The following is a 16,873-nucleotide window of genomic DNA, read 5'->3' as shown; positions in this document are numbered from 1 at the left end:
CTGACCGGACGCCTTCGCGAGCAGGCTCGCTCCCACAGAGATTCTGCAAACATCCAGCACTGTGGTYACACCGGCCATCGCTGGGCTAAGGTGTCTGAACCACCCTGGCCCATCGAGTCCCCATGCGCTTCCTCGCCCGCACCCACCCTCGCCTGTCCGCCGCCGCCCTCCTCGGCCTCGCCAGCGGTTTGCTGGCCCCCGCCGATTCCATCGTCAGCAAAATCCTCATCGGCTGGAACGCCGGTGTCTGGACTTACCTGATCCTGATGTTCTGGCTGACCGTGCGCGCCAAGGCGCCGGACGTCAAACGTATCGCTGAGGTCGAAGACGAAAATGCCGGGCTGGTGCTTTTCGTGGTGTGCATCGCTGCACTGGCCAGTCTGGCGACCATCACCTTCGAACTCGCGGGCAGCAAAGATCTGGAAACCACGCGCAAGCTCATGCACTACGGTTTTACCGCGCTGACGGTAATCGGTTCGTGGCTGCTGATCGGGGTGATTTTCTGCGTGCACTACGCGAGGTTGTATTACACCTGGGATGGCAAGGAGCCGGCGTTGCGTTTTGCTGAAGGGCTTACCACGCCCAACTATTGGGACTTCTTGTACTTCTCGTTCACCATCGGCGTGGCGGTGCAGACGGCGGATGTAGGTGTTGCAACGCGGGATATTCGCAAAATCGTTTTGGCGCAATCACTGATCGGGTTTGTGTTCAACACGGCTATTTTGGGATTTTCAATCAATATTGCGGCGGGACTGTTTGGCTGATTATTTTATTGTCCACAGAGACCGTCCTTCCAAGCGGGCGGCGCAGATCCGCTAACCTGATGATCGGGAGCCTGACCCGTTTAAATCACGTTCCCCATCAAAACTAACCTTCGCCAATAACCAAATTTCGGAAACCACACTTCTGGCCAACTGTAAACTGTCAAGTCTGACAGTTTACAGTTGGCCTCATTAGCGCTCTGATAGCTCATCCCGAAAGTTTCCTTTAATCACGGGATATCTCGTCATGACATGGAGACCGCAAAAATGATCAATAAAATTCTCAAACGTAGAAATGCAATCGGCACAGGTGAGTGTGTAGGGACAATCAACGCCGTAGAACAGTTTGAAGCAAGCCTGGTTGAACTCTCCGAGCAAACCTTCCCGCTGCCGCATGGTGAGGCCTACGTAATGTTTGCTCGTCAGCGTAAAATGGACTTTACGACCAAAGAAATCACCCTGTCCTTCTCCAAAAACCTGCCGAATGACAGCTACGAACTGACACCAACATCCCATGAGGTTCGCCTGACATTTGTCGACAACAGCGATCCAGCCAAGCCTGTAACTTATACTCAGCGTTCGGGGACAACCATCATCGCTTATGATCCTGATTCCGCTACTCTTTCCGGGAACTTGAACAACGTCGTGGTGGAGAATCGAGACGACGATGTGGAGAAAGAACTAACCTTGGAGGTTAGATTCGCAGCAAAGGGAGACATCATGAAATTGCGTGGATATCGGTTGATCGCCGCATAACCATAATACCGGCAAACAAAAAAAAGGAAGCTTTTGCTTCCTTTTTTATTGCCTCGTTCACCAGATATAGCGAATTCCGATGTTGGCACCCAAGGGCTGCTCAAAGTACCGGCCGTTGCTGTACTCGAAATCGGCATGCACGCTGAAACTCCTGGCTATCGCTACAGCGACGCCAGCACCCAGTTCCCCACGAGAGCCGGACAGGTCATTGTTGAACACATTGTTATTCACCTGGACTTCATTGTTCTTTGCAAACTCATGTGCCCAGGCAAGTCGAATATAAGGTTGTAAAATCCGCCCCTGATCCAGTTCGATATTTCGACCGGCAGTAACACCCACTTTACCGATGAATGAACGAGTTCGATCACCTTCTGCCTGCAGGTCATTACTCAAGGAATAGTCCTTGCCCTCAATGACCACTGCAGACCATTGCGTGTAGGGTTCCAGGAAGTTTCCGTCAGCAAGACTGATGTGTTTACCGATTTCCACCGAACCACCGACCCCGGAATTGTCGTAGTCACCCTTGGCCCGCGTTCCATCACTCAGCCCTACCTTGGCATCATTGTTGAAGCGGTTGGCCTTCAATACTCCATCAAAGTAATAACCGGTTTGCGCATCCAGCCAGGTCACATAACCACCCACATAGTAGCTGTCCACGCTCCCGGAGGTGCCTGCGTCAAGATCGAGGTCGGATTGACTCTGACCTGCCATCACCCCGACCAGCCACTGCCCGTCACCCACCGGCAGCGGCGCATCCGCCCCTAAAGTAAACCCGCTCTGACGTTGCTGATAGCCGACACCCGAGCCATCGGCGATGTTGTACTTGTTGGTGTAAGTACGCCCCCACGCGCCGGATTGACCACCGTTGAAGCGCAATTCGCCCATACGCGTGCGCAATGAAGTCAATTCGCCCAGCCATACCGTTGAGGCCGTGTTGAACAGGGCGAGTACGGAGCGAGCCCCAGGACTGATGGTCCGCGTAGTGGGATCGAGTATCCAGTCGTTGCCACTTTTCGCCAGACCATAGGAATACGTCCCCAGATCGACATCACGGCTCATGAAAAACCGAGCGTCGCCGCCTGCGGTTTGCACCACGCGGACAGGTTGTCCGCTAGCAGGGTCAAGCCCACTGCTGGCGATCAGCAGTTCATGTGTCCCTTGGGCGGTGCCCGTGACATTCAACACATCCGTTTCACCCGTGGTGAAGTTGGTGCCCATCACAAAACGGCCATTGCCAGACAAGGACGTTACGTTGAGTTGATAAAAGGCGTCGGTAGCCCCGAAGACCACCGAGCCACCGTTGTTCAGGCTCAACTGGTCGATACTGCTATTACCCGTCAGTACCCACTGGGAACTGTCATTGATCGTGGCACTGGCCACATTTTGCAATTGGCCTGTCAGCTTCGAGTTGTTTTGCAGAGTCAACGTTGTGGTGCTGCCCTGCTCCGTGACGATGTCACCATTGAGCGTACTGTCGTTGACCACCAGCGAGGCATCCGCCCCGCCTCGGACATCCAGTAAGGTGCCGTTGCCAGCGAGCAAGCGCGAGTTGGTCAACGTAATGGCCGCCGTGGAATCCGTGGTGTTAGCCAAGTCGACCAGAATGGCAGCGCCGGTTTTGCCTTGCACTGTAGTGTTCTCAAGATTCAACGTCGCCGGTTGAACCTGATTGAGATCGGCATCGATGACGACGCCTTCTCGACCACCAATGATAGAGCTGTTTCGGGCCGTGGCTTGACCGCTATTCAGCCGAAGTCCGTAGCTGCTGGCTCCGGTGCCGAGAAGGTCGGAATCGCTGAGGTTCAGGACGCTGAAGGCACTGACCAACGCTCCCCCGGTCACACCAGTGATCTTCGTGCCATTGGTAACAGAAACATTGGAGCCGTCCTGTGTATTGGCATCGCGAACCACTTGGAGTCCAACACGATTTCCGGTAATCGAACTGCTGTCGATCGTCGCTTGAGAGCTACTTAAAAAGACCGCCGCCAAGCCCCCGGTAGCCGAAACGGTCGCATTGCTCAGATTGACCGTTGACCCTTCGCGAGCCGAGATCTGCTGCGTTGTGCTACCAGGATTCACGATCAATGTTGAATTTTCAGAGTTGATGGCCAGCGTTTGCGCGCCGTTGACTGTCAGCGTGGCGTTCTGGGAAAGGTCCCAGCGTTCCGGCGTGCCGCCGTTTACCGTTTCCTCGCGGCCCACCACCGGAGCCGCGCTGGCGCAGGCACTCAAAATTGCCAACAACGATGGGCTCAAAACTATGTAACGCCGCGAACGGCCTGGACCCGACAATGACTTACCCCGCATAGTGAATACCTGCTGTCTGACTGGTGAAATGGCAGTCGTAGCCATTCCTGGAGGGGCGCAAGGCTATAGAGAAGACTCATAAATTTATGTAGGAGTTATCCTCAATTAGTTGGCGAAAATTCTTTCGGGCTAAAAGTTTTAATATCAGATGTAAGTAATCGGAGGAGGCGGTCACAAACTTTGCGATCGCCCCCCCAAAAATCATCCATCATGGATTTGGCACGGGAATAAATTCCTCACAAAAACGACCTTGACTGTCATCCAGATCCAGCGTGCTCTCAGCAGGCAGCGAGTCTGGTGTCGGATTATTACCAGCTCCCCCGCGGGAAATGGAATAAGTCAACCTGCCAAGCTGCATATGAGCCGGTTTGAAATCTTCCTCGTAATCACCAATATTGATTAGCGCACCATCGGTAGGAAATGTCCCCGAGATTGGGTAAGTCGCCGTTGCATCAGTATTGGGAATAGGTTTCGTCGGCTCCGCCCGCTCAAATGCCTGATACTTCAAAGTAATGGTTTCACCATCGACCGTATACGTATTGGGCAATACACGAACGAGCAAATTTCGTCTCGCGGTACCATCATTTGGGACAGTCTCCGTAGGGAAGTTCAAGGTGGAGCATCCAATCCTTCTTACCGACCCCGCCAGACCCAATATTACCGGCGCAGCCATTTCAATCGGGAATGGGTCGACCGGGATATCCCTCGGTCTCGACGGAGTTGGGTTGTTCGAGCCCGGAGTGTAGAGGGTATACCGTAGAACCTTGGGCCCACTTTCCTGCTGTTGAATAACAGACCAAGGAATGACATGAGTTATTTCCTTGCCCTCTTGACCTGTTGTTAACGGGATGGGGTCGCCAATCTGGATGTCGTCATAAAACAGATCGATCAGCCAACCTTCCTCTGTCGGGGGGGCAGCAAAAAGTTTGATAGTCGCAGTAATGGCGTTATCTCCGTAATCACCCTCCTCGATTGCGTTGTCAGTGCCCGCAGTTGTCTTCAGCGTTGGCGCCTCCAGACCAATGGTTATTGGATCCGGACCGATATATGAAATATCAACATCGATTTCAACGTTTGAGTCAGCCAACGGACGGATACCACGAAACATATTGAAACTGACATTGGTTTTAACGATGCCATCGGTATCGCCGTATACCTGCTTGACCAGATCATAGGGGGCGTAAAACGTCAGTTCGGTATTGGCACCCACGCGCTGCTCGGTGCCTACCTGTTGCCCCCCCCAGTAGCCGGCAATCGTATCCGCTGGAGCATTGGGAGTAGGCACTTTGACCTTGAACTCCACACCTTGAGAATCAAACTGAGTGTCTGCAAGATCGATCAAGTTGTCGCCATCGGTACCATTTGCCAGCGTGACAATCGGTGGTACCACCGTATCGGGATCGGGATCCTTGGCATGTTGAACGGTACGCTGACTGAAGTTTGATCGGCGCCCTTCATTTCCTGGCAGATCTTTGGACACATAAATAAGCTGATGAGGACCATCAGCGGCATCGACAAACACTTTGACTTCAATTGCAGCTTCCCGAGCCGCCGACAGTACAGCATTAAATACGGGAGTATCGCGGCCGGGATCCGGCGCAGGCCCGAAGAAAAATCTGTAAACGTCAGTTGCCTCGTAGTTTGCGGGAATCGCGGGCTTGACGATGATATGGGTTTTGCCTTCGAGGTAGGCTTCATCAATGGGAACAGTCGGCCCTAAATCGGCAGGCCATGTAGGCGCTCCGGGGTTTCGGTCGGAGCCGGGCGGGGTTTTTACTCTGTAGGGCGGTGTAAGATCGATGGCGAAGGTAGCGGTACTGGATGCGACATCATTAATACCGCCAGCAAAGAAAATATATCGGAACTCCCATTGGGTAGGCGCTTCGGGCGTAAGCTCCTCTCTAAACAAGCTGCGTCGAATCTTGTAGGGCACCGTCCAGTCTCGACCAGTGACCGCACCGGGAATGATATACGGAGAGTCTGGATCAGCTGAATCAACAACGTCCAGCCACGTCGTCGTACCTGCTATTCGAATCTGTGGTTGAAATGAATCATCGTCGTCCTCAATTACCGGCTTTGGCACCACATATTCCAAATCACCGTTAAGAGAAGCAATCGGGATGCGCAAATCAGGAAGTAGTGTTTGCGCAGGGAATGTAACAGCCAATGGCGGATCCGCATCCACAGCGTTATGCACGGTGGACCTTGCTTTCAGCGCCGCCAGCCTGGACAGGTGTGCCTTTTTAACTATAGCGTTCATGGTTCTCTCCATACGTCTGCATATCAGGAAATCTTTCTAGTCTCTTGGTTATCCCACACTTATTACTTACCACTTTCGCTCCATACTTTACGGCCCGCATGGAAATTCCTCGCCAACAACTATTCGATCAATTTTAACCACTCTGACTTTGGAGACTCCAATGAGTCTCCGGCCGCGAAAAACCCGATACTGAACGAGCGCGGAAGAGTTCTTCACCATGGGTTTTATATGAACATCGTAAGGCTCGATCACCAGCGAGTACCCGTCTTTTATATCATTCTCGCTCAGTGGAAAACGGATACTTTTCTTGCGAGCCCTAACGTACTCCACATTACTTCCGTTTAAACTTGGATAACCTCTCCAAAGCAACTCAACTCGATCTCCAACTTTGAATCCCGACAAGGGGGGAACAGATACTTTAACGCCCTCCCATAAAGGCGGAGATGTGTCGCAGTTCAGATATCCATGGTCATCTTTATCCGGGCAATCCGGCTTCTCGAGATCTCGTGGAATGGGGGTGTGATCAATTGTTAGATTGCGAGGATCTGACTTTGAGAGTTGATCCGCAGTATCCAAAACCTCGTAGCGCAACTGACCAACGCCGTTAACCTGCAGAAAGCTCGCATCGATACGAATAATAAATTCTGGCTGGATGTCCGCTGCTGTGTAGATATTTTCGATCTTGAACAGCGGCTGCCCTGGCTGATCAAAGTAAACCGTTAAAATGTCCCTATCATCAGGCAGCGTTGCGTAACTGGGCCACAGGGGAATGACCACGTCGATTCCTGTCAGTAACAAATCCAGCGGGATATATCCGTCCGGGTCAATATCGGCATCTTCTACACCGATGACTCTCGGTGGATTAAAGTTTAGCGGCCCTCGATTAGACATACGTCAAAGCCCCTTAATACCTATTGGAATTGATGAAAAGCCTCGGTCCGATTAGACGTCGTGTCAGACTTCTTGCCTACTGTCATATCTGACAGGTATTTCGACCGCCTGTCGGAATATCGCCCTGTCAGCAGATAAAATCGCTTGACGACTTTCCTGCAAATCGGATCTCCTGAAACCGGTTTCAGCGCATTCCTATAACAACAAGGTTCATTAATGAACGACTTCTCAACCGCCCAGCGCAGCCGCGTGACCATGCTCGACGTCGCCGGACGCGCCGGCGTGTCCAAGGCCAGCGTCTCGCGCTTCATTGGCGATGATCGCGCCCTGCTCTCCGATGCCATTGCCCTGCGCATCGAGCAAGCCATTGCCGAACTCGGCTATCGCCCTAACCAAATGGCCCGTGGTCTGAAACGCGGACGTACGCGCCTGATCGGCATGTTGGTGGCCGATATTCGTAACCCTTATTCGATTGCCGTGATGCACGGGGTGGAAACCGCCTGCCGAGCGCACGGCTACAGCCTGGTGGTGTGCAACACCGACCGCGATGACGAGCAGGAACGCCAGCACCTGGCCCTGTTGCGCTCGTACAACATCGAAGGGTTGATCGTGAACACCCTTGGCCATCACCGTGACGAACTGCACGAGCTGCGCCGGGAGATGCCGCTGGTGCTGGTGGATCGCAAGGTCGACGGACTGGACAGCGACATGGTTGGGTTGAACAACCCGCAGGCTGTCGGCATGGCGCTTACGCATCTGCAGCAACGTGGCTATCGGGATCTGGTGCTGGTGACTGAACCGTATGACGGCACCAGCTCGCGGATCGAGCGGGTCAGCAGTTTTCAGGCGCAGATCGCGCTGCATTCGAACCTGGCCGGGGCGGTGCTGGAAACCGGCGATGACCTGAACACGCAACTTCAAACCTTTTTAAACACTCCCGGCGACGGCCCGAAAGCATTGTTTTGCGCCAATGGTGTGGCGGCGCTTACTGCCACAACGGCATTGCGGGAGATGGGTGTGCGGTTGTTTGAGGATGTCGGGCTGATTGCCCTGGATGATCTGGATTGGTATCCGTTGGTGGGCAGCGGGATTACCGCGCTGGCTCAACCGACGCAGGAGATCGGCGCGCGGGCGTTTGAGTGTTTGCTCATGCGCTTGCGTGGGGATGATGAGGTGGCGCGGGTGGTGGATTTTGCGCCGGTGCTGGTTGAGCGTGGGTCAACCCGTGAGGTTGGTAGTGCTTGATCTGACGCCTTCGCGAGCACAACACAGAAACACCTGATATTTTTTTGAACAAAAATGAAACCGGTTTCAGAGGTCAATAACAATGAATAAACCCGACGTTTCCATCAGCCTGTCCAGCTACGGCGCCGAGCTTGTGCGTCAGCGCGGGCAGGATGCTTTCATTGATGTTCTGGCTGCCGCCGGGGCCAATCGCATCGAATGGCGCGAAGAGCTGCTGACGCGCGAAGACCCGGCGCAACTGGCGCAGGCCACGCAGGCGCAGGGCTTGCTAAGCATCTATTCCTCGCCGACCGAACTGTGGCTGGCCGGGCAGGCGCAGCCCAATCCCGAGTTGATCACCGCACTGCAACAAGCCGAAGCGTTCGACTCGAAATGGCTGAAAGTCTCCCTCGGCTACTTCACCGACACCAACGATCTGCAAGCCCTGGCCGAACGCTTGAAGCTCAGCCCGGTGCAGTTGCTGGTGGAAAACGACCAGACCCTGCACGGCGGTCGGATCGAGCCATTTCAGCGCTTCTTCGCCGCCGTCGAGCAGCACAACGTGCCAATCAAGATGACCTTCGACATCGGCAACTGGCAGTGGCAGGACCAGTCCGCTGCCAGCGCCGCCCGCCTGCTCGGCCGGCATGTCGGTTATGTGCACTGCAAAGCCGTGGCCCGTCGCGCCGACGGCAAACTGGTGGCGGTGCCGCCGGCCGTCAGTGACCTGCATCTATGGGAACAACTGTTGCGGCACATGGCCCAAGGYGTTATGCGCGCCGCCGAATATCCGTTGCAGGGCGATGATCTGGTGCAACTGACCACCGAGCACGTCGCCGCCCTCGCCCGCCTCGGCCAATCGCGTCTGGAGTCTGCTCATGTCTGAGATCGATATTCTTTCGTTCGGCGAAACCATGGCGATGCTGGTCGCCGAGCAGACCGGTGATCTGGCGGCGGTCGAGCACTTTCACAAGCGTATCGCCGGGGCCGACAGCAATGTCGCGATCGGGCTGTCGCGCCTGGGTTTCAAGGTCGCGTGGCTGAGCCGGGTCGGCAATGATTCGCTCGGGCGTTTTGTGGTCGAGACCTTGATCAAGGAGGGTCTGGACTGCAGTCACGTCGACGTCGACAAACAGCACCCGACCGGGTTCCAGTTCAAATCGCGCAATGATGATGGCAGCGATCCGCAGGTCGAGTATTTCCGGCGCGGTTCGGCGGCCAGTCATTTGTCGCCACAGTCGATCACGGCCAACCTGTTGAGCGCCCGCCATCTGCATGCCACCGGCATTCCTCCAGCGCTCTCGGCCTCGACGCGAGAGATGTCCTTTGAATTGATGACACGCATGCGCAACGCCGGACGCAGCGTGTCGTTCGATCCCAATCTGCGCCCGAGCCTGTGGGCCAGCGAGGGCGAAATGATCGGCGAGATCAACCGCCTCGCCGCCCTCGCCCATTGGGTGCTGCCGGGGTTGAGCGAAGGTCGTTTGCTCACCGGTTTCGAAGACCCTGCGGACATTGCTGCGTTTTATCTTGATCAAGGTGCCGAAGCGGTGGCGATCAAGCTTGGCCCGCAAGGCGCTTATTACCGAACGCATCTGGCATCGGGGTTTGTCGCCGGTGTGCCGGTGGCGCATGTCGTCGACACTGTCGGTGCCGGTGATGGTTTTGCGGTGGGGATGATCAGTGCCCTGCTTGAGCACCAGAGTTTTGCCGAGGCGGTGCAGCGTGCGAACTGGATTGGCAGTCGGGCGGTGCAGAGTCGCGGGGATATGGAGGGCCTTCCAACCCGGGCTGAACTCCTCACTGAATTCGAAGGCGCCGATCGCGAGCAGGCTCACTCCTACAAGGGAACGCATTTCAAATGTAGGAGTGAGCCTGCTCGCGATGGGGCCGTCACAGACAACTGATCAATTGAACCTGCTGCGACAAAAACAACAAGCTCAGGAGCAAGACCCATGAAAACCGCAACCCTCGCCACCCGCCGCTGGTGGTACATCATGCCTATCGTGTTCATCACCTACAGCCTGGCGTATCTGGACCGCGCCAACTACGGCTTCGCCGCCGCATCGGGCATGGCCGAAGACCTGATGATCACCCCGGGCCTGTCTTCGCTGCTTGGTGCGCTGTTTTTCCTCGGTTACTTTTTCTTCCAGGTGCCCGGTGCGATCTACGCGCAAAAACACAGCGTGAAGAAGCTGATTTTCGTCAGCCTGATTCTCTGGGGCGGCCTCGCCACGTTGACCGGCGTGGTCTCCAACGCCTATTGGCTGATCGTCATCCGCTTCATGCTCGGCGTGGTTGAAGCGGCGGTGATGCCGGCGATGCTGGTGTATCTGTGCCATTGGTTCACCCGTGCCGAACGCTCACGGGCCAATACCTTTCTGATCCTTGGCAACCCGGTGACGATGCTGTGGATGTCGGTGGTTTCGGGGTATCTGGTGCAACATTTCAGCTGGCGCTGGATGTTCATCATCGAGGGCCTGCCGGCGGTGCTGTGGGCGTTTATCTGGTGGCGTCTGGCCGATGATCGTCCAGCGCAGGCCAAGTGGCTCAACGAGCAGGAAAAGCAGGATCTGGAAAGCGCACTGGCAGCCGAACAGGTCGGGATCAAAGCGGTGAAAAACTATGCCGAGGCATTCCGTTCGCCGAAGGTGATCATTCTCGCGCTGCAGTTTTTCTGCTGGAGCATCGGCGTTTACGGCTTTGTACTGTGGCTGCCATCGATTCTTAAGGCTGGCGCGCAAATGGACATGATCGAGGCCGGCTGGCTGTCGGCGCTGCCGTATCTGGCGGCGGTGATTGGCATGCTCGTGGTGTCGTGGGGTTCGGACAAGTTGCAGAAGCGCAAACGCTTTGTCTGGCCACCGCTGCTGATCGCCTCCATCGCGTTTTACGGCTCCTACGCGCTGGGCGCAGAACACTTCTGGTGGTCGTACACGCTGCTGGTGATTGCCGGCGCCTGCATGTACGCACCTTACGGGCCGTTCTTTGCCATCGTCCCGGAGATTCTTCCGGCCAACGTCGCCGGTGGCGCCATGGCGCTGATCAATAGCATGGGTGCGCTCGGCTCGTTCGGCGGCTCGTACCTGGTCGGTTACCTGAACAGCTCCACCGGCTCGCCCGGCGCTTCGTATCTGTTGATGAGCGGCGCGTTGCTGCTGTCGGTGATCCTGACGATTTTTCTCAAGCCCGGCGCCAGTGATCGCGTCGTCGCCAAAGCCGTCGCCACGCGTGCCGTGCCGGCGCATTCCTGAAGAGACTTTTGCCATGAAAAAACAGGTCGTGTTGTACAAGAAACTTTCGCCCGCGCTGATGGCGCGTTTGCAGGAACAGTGCGAAGTCACGCTGATCGAAAGCCTCGACGCCGACGGCCTCATGCAGCTGCGTGATGCCCTGCCCCGCGCCCAAGGCATGCTCGGCGCCAGCCTGAAGCTCGATGCCGCGTTGCTTGATCTGGCGCCGCAACTCGAAGCTATCGCTAGCGTCTCAGTCGGCGTCGATAACTACGACATCGATTACCTGAGTCAGCGCAAGATCTTGCTGAGCAACACCCCGGACGTGCTCACCGAAACCACCGCAGACACCGGTTTCGCCCTGATCCTCGCCGCCGCGCGGCGTGTGGTCGAACTGGCGAACATGGTGCGCAGCGGCCAATGGAACCGCAATATCGGCCCGGCACATTTCGGCACCGACGTGCATGGCAAGACGCTGGGGATTATCGGCATGGGCCGTATCGGCGAGGCGTTGGCGCAGCGTGGGCATTTCGGATTCGGCATGCCGGTGATCTATCACAGCCAGTCGCGCAAACCGGCGGTCGAGGCGCGATTCGATGCGCAATACCGCAGCCTCGAAGATCTGCTCAAGCAGGCTGACTTCATTTGCCTGACGTTGCCGCTGACGGCGCAGACCGAAGGTTTGATCGGCGCCGAGCAGTTCGCGCTGATGCGCCCGGAAAGCATCTTCATCAATATCTCGCGGGGCAAAGTGGTCGATGAGGCGGCGATGATAGAGGCGCTGCGTCATCAACGGATTCGGGCGGCGGGGCTGGATGTGTTTGAGCGTGAGCCGCTGAATCACGATTCGCCGCTGTTGCAGCTGAATAATGTGGTGGCGACACCGCACATGGGTTCGGCGACGCATGAGACGCGCGAGGCGATGGCGCGGTGTGCGGTGGAGAATCTGTTGGCTGCGTTGAGTGGGGAGAAGCCGGCGAATCTGGTGAATCCATTGGCATGGCAGGGCTGAACTCTAGGGTGGCAGTCATGCCGCCTTCGCGAGCAAGCTCGCTCCCACAGGGGAATGCATATCCAATGTGGGAGCGAGCTTGCTCGCGAAGAGGCCGGGACAGGTAACCCAAAACCATCAGGCACTACGCGCCTGTAACAGCTGCGCCGCACACAAGGCAATCCGCGCACAGGCATCCGCGAGTTTCACCCGATCGACCACCAAACCAATGCGGATATGCCCCGCCGCGCTCGGCCCGAACGCTTCACCGGCGAGGACCGAAACCCCATAGCCCTCCAGCAACCGTTCGGCAAACGCCTGTGCGCCGAGACCGGTCTGGCGCACATCGACCATCACGAACATGCCACCATCCGGACGGATCGGATACAGCCCCGGGCAACCGCTCAAACGTTCGCACACCAGGTCCCTGCGCAGGCGATATTCCTCGCGCATCTGCGTCACTTCCGGCAGGTCTGACTGCAACGCAATCTCTGCGGCTTTCTGCACAAAATCCGGCAGCCCGAACAACATGCTCAGCGACAAATTGACCAAATGCTCGGCCAACGACTTCGGCCCGATCATCCAGCCGATGCGCCACCCGGTCATGGCGTGGGATTTCGACAGGCTGTTGATTGTTGCCGTGCGTTCGGCCATGCCCGGCAGACTCGCCGGGCTGACGTGCTGACCTTCGTAAAGCAAATCGCTGTAGACCTCGTCGCTGATCAGCCACAAGTCATGGCGGATGCACAGCGCCGCCAGTTCTTGCCAGATCAGCAGTGACAGGCTCGCGCCGCTGGGGTTGTTCGGACTGTTGAGCAGCATGGCGCGGGTTTTCGGGGTGATACGCGCGGCAACATCCACCGGGTCGACGCGAAAGCCGTTTTCCGGACGCACCGGCACCGGCACCACCGTTGCGCCACACGCGCCAAACACGCCTTCGTAGGTGACATACATCGGTTCGGCGACGATCACTTCATCGCCGGGATCAAGCAGACATTGCGCCACCGAATACACCGCGCATTGCGCGCCGGGCATGACGATTACGTGGTCGGCATCTACCGCTTGACCGCTGCGCCGACGATGGCGGTCGGCAATCAGCTTGCGCAGCGCCAAACGGCCACGCACTTCGGAATAATGGGTATCGCCCGCCAGCAAACTGTCGATCGCGCCGTGGACAATCGGCAGCGGTGTATCGAAATCCGGGTCGCCCACGCTCAGCAGCAGGATATCGACACCCTCGGCGCGCAGCTCCAGCGCTCGGTCGTGAATCTGCCAGGCAGCGGCTCCCTCCCCGGCGATTCGTTGGGTCAAGGCTGAATAGCGCATGTACGTCTCCTGATTGCGCGGTCTCCAGCCTTCACCGTATCTCAAATCACGAAACGCGCCACCATGGCGTTCAAATCCACCGCCAGACGCGACAGTTCGTGGGTCGCGGCGCTGGTCTGGTTGGCCCCGGCGGCCGATTGCGTAGCCAGATCGCGGATGTTGACCAGGTTGCGGTCGACTTCGCGCGAGACTTGCGCCTGCTCTTCCGAGGCGCTGGCGATCACCAGATTGCGTTCGTTGATCTGATGGATCGACTGGGTGATCTGCTCCAGCGCAACCCCAGCGGCGCGGGCCATTTCCAGGGTGGTCTGGGTGCGCTGGTTGCTTTGCTGCATCGACGACACCGCTTCGCCGGTGCCGTTCTGGATGCCGGCGACCATTTTTTCAATTTCCTGGGTCGACTGCGCGGTGCGATGAGCCAATGCCCGAACCTCGTCCGCGACCACGGCAAAACCACGCCCTGCCTCACCGGCGCGGGCGGCTTCGATCGCTGCGTTGAGCGCCAGCAGGTTGGTCTGTTCGGCGATGGCGCGGATCACATCGAGCACTTTGCCGATATCACGGCCCTGCGCGGCCAGGCCTTCGATCATCTGCGCGGTGTTCTGCACGTCGTGGGTCATGGTCTGGATCGCGTCGACGGTTTTCACCACTTGATCGCGACCTTCGCGGGCGGCGTGGGTCGACTGGTTCGAGGCTTCGGAGGTCGACACGGCGTTGCGCGCCACTTCTTCGACAGCGGCGGTCATCTCGTTGACGGCGGTGGCGGCTTGCTCGATTTCGTTGTTCTGCTGCTGCAGGCCACGGGAGGCTTCTTCGGTCACCGCGCTGAGTTCTTCGGCAGCGGCGCCCAGTTGTGTGGCGGAACCGGCGATCTGTTCGATGGTTTTGCGCAGGTTGCTCTGCATGGTGGCGAGCGCCTGCAGCAACTGCGTCGCTTCGTCCTTGCCGTCGACTTCGATGGTTTTGCTCAGGTTACCGTCGGCAATGGTTTGCGCGGCCAGTACGGCACGGTTCAGCGGGGTGACGATGCTGCGGGTCAGCAGCAGTGCCAACAACACCGTCGCCAACGCTGCAATCACGGCAACAATGACGATGCCGGTAATGGCGCTGTCGTAATGCTCACCCGCCTGAGTCGAGGCGACTTTCGCACCTGCGGCGTTGATTGCGATCAGCTTGTTGAGCTGTTCGCCCATCTGGTCGGTGCCGTCCTTGATCCGCGTGTTGATGAGCGTGCGCATCTCATCGACCTTGTCCTGACGCGACAGCTCCATCATCTGGTTTTGCGCTTGCAGGTAGTTGTCGAGCGTCGTCGCGAAAGCCTGATACAAGGCACGTTCATCGGCCTCGGCAGGTAGCGCAGCGTAACTCGCCTGAGCACTGCGTACCTTGTCTACCAGCACGCCAATGCGTGTTTGCGCCTCTTGCAGACCGGCAGGGTCACGGTTGACCAGAATCCGGAACGACAGAATCCGCAGACGCAGAACGTTTTCCGTCACCACGCCAAGGTTCGTCACGCTGGGCAGTTGGTTGGTCTCCATGTCGATCGAGGCTTGACGGATAGTGCTCATGCGGTTGACGGCAAACACGCCGAGCACGATCACCAACAAGGCGATAAAGGCAAAACCGAGGAAGGCACGGGGCGCGATATTCAGGTTACGCAGGGACATAGTTGAGCTCTCGAAAGATAGAAACCACGAGCGTCCATGCGTCGTCACTGGCCCTAGGGGGACGGGCTCAGTCTGGCGTCGCTGTTTTCAGGAAGTTTGGTGCGCGCCTGTTATCTGTATCGGCCAGGCTTTAGGAAGATTGCGGGTCAAGAGAAATTATTTTTCCGGGTGTTACAACAATGAAACACAGTTGGTCGCTTGGTGTAGGAGCTGCCGATCTGGCTCAGCGTTTGGCGGCCATCTGCCAGACGCGGGCGATGTCCGTCGCCCGTTCACGCAACAGGCGCGGTGCTTCGGCGCAGGCCTGCTCCAGCGTCATTGGGCCGCTGGTCACGGCGAATGCCGCATCGATACCGTGATTGTAGAGGTCTTGATAACCCTCTCCCAATGTCCCGGCGATGACAATCACCGGCACGTCGTGTTGCTTGGCAATCCGTGCGACGCCGAACGGGGTCTTGCCGCGCAACGTCTGCGCATCGAATCGCCCTTCTCCGGTGATCACCAGATCAGCGCCTTTGACCGCTTCGGCGAGGCCGACCAGTTCGGCAACCACTTCAACCCCGGCTTGAAACTGCGCGCCGAGAAAAGCCTTGGCCGCAAAGCCCAAACCTCCCGCCGCTCCGCTGCCCGGTTCGTCGCGGACATCTTTGCCCAACGCCTGCGCACACAGTTCGGCGAAGTGCCCCAACGCCTGATCGAGTTGCTGCACTTGCGCCGGCGATGCACCTTTCTGCGGGCCGAAAATCGCCGAGGCACCGTGTGGGCCACACAGCGGATTGTTCACATCAGCGGCGATATCGAAACGCACCTGCGCCAGTCGCGGGTCGAGTTCGCTCAAGTCCAAGCGTGCCAGTTGCGCTAGGGCCAAGCCGCCGGGCACCAGCGACTGATGTTGCGCATCGAGCAATTTCACACCCAACGCCTGCATCGCCCCGGCACCACCATCGTTGGTGGCACTGCCGCCAATCGCCAGAATCACCCGGTGCGCACCAGCATCCAGCGCTGCGCGAATCAGTTCGCCGGTACCGAAGGTGCTGCTGATGCAGGCATCGCGTTGTCCCAGCGGCACCAATTGCAAGCCGCTGGCTTCAGCCATTTCGATGATTGCGGTGTGGTTATGCGGCAACCAGCCCCACGCAGCGTCGACGGGAGTGCCCAAAGGGCCACGCACGCGGGTGCGGCGCAGTTCGCCTTCGCAGGCAGCCAGAATCGATTCGACCGTGCCTTCGCCGCCATCAGCCATCGGGCATTTGATCATCGTTGCCTGCGGCCAGACCTGGGCCAGGCCGAGGGCAATGGCTTCGGCGACGCCTTGGGCACTGAGGCTGTCCTTGAACGAGTCGGGGGCGATGACGATCTTCATGGGAATTCTCCGGTTGCAATGCCCCTCATGCTGCCAGTCGGCATGCGCCTTGACGCCTGTCCGCTGCACAAGTGGCGGGGGCGTTTATTGTTCA

Annotated in this window: 13 protein-coding genes; 7 read left to right on the top strand and 6 right to left on the bottom strand. The window is 57.6% G+C overall.

All coding sequences use genetic code 11. The features are described 5' to 3' along the window. Positions 1-122 precede the first annotated feature (122 nt). Complete coding sequence (locus tag AC1DVF_RS19740; protein WP_460128966.1) at positions 123-764, top strand: DUF1345 domain-containing protein; 642 nt, start codon at positions 123-125, stop codon at positions 762-764. 264 nt (positions 765-1,028) lie between these two features. After that, entirely contained in the window at positions 1,029-1,517 is a 489-nt protein-coding gene (locus tag AC1DVF_RS19735; RefSeq protein ID WP_460091051.1) for a hypothetical protein, read from the top strand. A gap of 57 nt (positions 1,518-1,574) precedes the next feature. On the opposite strand, the gene AC1DVF_RS19730 is transcribed toward AC1DVF_RS19735, so the two are convergent. The 3 genes from AC1DVF_RS19730 to AC1DVF_RS19720 all read right to left on the bottom strand — a co-directional run bounded on the left by AC1DVF_RS19730 (position 1,575) and on the right by AC1DVF_RS19720 (position 6,975). Beyond that, on the bottom strand, positions 1,575-3,824 hold the full coding sequence (locus AC1DVF_RS19730) for an autotransporter outer membrane beta-barrel domain-containing protein (protein ID WP_477783013.1): 2,250 nt from the start codon (positions 3,822-3,824) through the stop codon (positions 1,575-1,577). A gap of 208 nt (positions 3,825-4,032) precedes the next feature. After that, positions 4,033-6,084, bottom strand: a complete 2,052-nt coding sequence (locus AC1DVF_RS19725) for a hypothetical protein (RefSeq protein WP_460091053.1) — start codon at positions 6,082-6,084, stop codon at positions 4,033-4,035. 87 nt (positions 6,085-6,171) lie between these two features. Further along, positions 6,172-6,975, bottom strand: coding sequence for a hypothetical protein (locus tag AC1DVF_RS19720; RefSeq protein ID WP_477783012.1), 804 nt, complete (start codon positions 6,973-6,975; stop codon positions 6,172-6,174). A gap of 216 nt (positions 6,976-7,191) precedes the next feature. Between AC1DVF_RS19720 and AC1DVF_RS19715 the strand changes: the two genes are divergently transcribed. The 5 genes from AC1DVF_RS19715 to AC1DVF_RS19695 all read left to right on the top strand — a co-directional run bounded on the left by AC1DVF_RS19715 (position 7,192) and on the right by AC1DVF_RS19695 (position 12,444). Beyond that, entirely contained in the window at positions 7,192-8,220 is a 1,029-nt protein-coding gene (locus AC1DVF_RS19715) for a substrate-binding domain-containing protein (RefSeq protein WP_476334568.1), read from the top strand. Between the two features lie 82 nt (positions 8,221-8,302). Next, positions 8,303-9,085 (top strand): sugar phosphate isomerase/epimerase family protein, encoded by a 783-nt coding sequence (locus AC1DVF_RS19710; protein WP_460091056.1) that lies wholly within the window; start codon positions 8,303-8,305, stop codon positions 9,083-9,085. Further along, complete coding sequence (locus tag AC1DVF_RS19705; RefSeq protein ID WP_460091057.1) at positions 9,078-10,106, top strand: sugar kinase; 1,029 nt, start codon at positions 9,078-9,080, stop codon at positions 10,104-10,106. Before AC1DVF_RS19710 ends, AC1DVF_RS19705 begins: the two co-directional genes overlap by 8 nt. A gap of 48 nt (positions 10,107-10,154) precedes the next feature. After that, the gene (locus AC1DVF_RS19700) at positions 10,155-11,453 is read left to right on the top strand and encodes an MFS transporter (RefSeq protein ID WP_477783011.1); all 1,299 of its coding nucleotides are present in this window, start codon (positions 10,155-10,157) and stop codon (positions 11,451-11,453) included. Between the two features lie 13 nt (positions 11,454-11,466). After that, complete coding sequence (locus tag AC1DVF_RS19695; protein WP_477783010.1) at positions 11,467-12,444, top strand: 2-hydroxyacid dehydrogenase; 978 nt, start codon at positions 11,467-11,469, stop codon at positions 12,442-12,444. A 117-nt stretch (positions 12,445-12,561) separates the two neighbouring features. Here AC1DVF_RS19695 and AC1DVF_RS19690 read toward each other — a convergent pair whose 3' ends face one another. From AC1DVF_RS19690 to AC1DVF_RS19680, 3 genes are all read right to left on the bottom strand, one after another. After that, complete coding sequence (locus AC1DVF_RS19690; RefSeq protein WP_320336685.1) at positions 12,562-13,749, bottom strand: pyridoxal phosphate-dependent aminotransferase; 1,188 nt, start codon at positions 13,747-13,749, stop codon at positions 12,562-12,564. A 41-nt stretch (positions 13,750-13,790) separates the two neighbouring features. After that, positions 13,791-15,416: a methyl-accepting chemotaxis protein gene (locus AC1DVF_RS19685; protein WP_099759278.1), complete on the bottom strand. Its 1,626-nt coding sequence runs from the start codon at positions 15,414-15,416 to the stop codon at positions 13,791-13,793. 223 nt (positions 15,417-15,639) lie between these two features. Further along, the gene (locus AC1DVF_RS19680; protein ID WP_477783009.1) at positions 15,640-16,779 is read right to left on the bottom strand and encodes a glycerate kinase; all 1,140 of its coding nucleotides are present in this window, start codon (positions 16,777-16,779) and stop codon (positions 15,640-15,642) included. Positions 16,780-16,873 lie beyond the last annotated feature (94 nt).

The organism is Pseudomonas sp. P4_D7, from assembly GCF_056401755.1.
The sequence above is the reverse complement of the archived record's forward strand: the minus strand, read 5'-3'. Positions and strand labels throughout refer to the sequence as shown.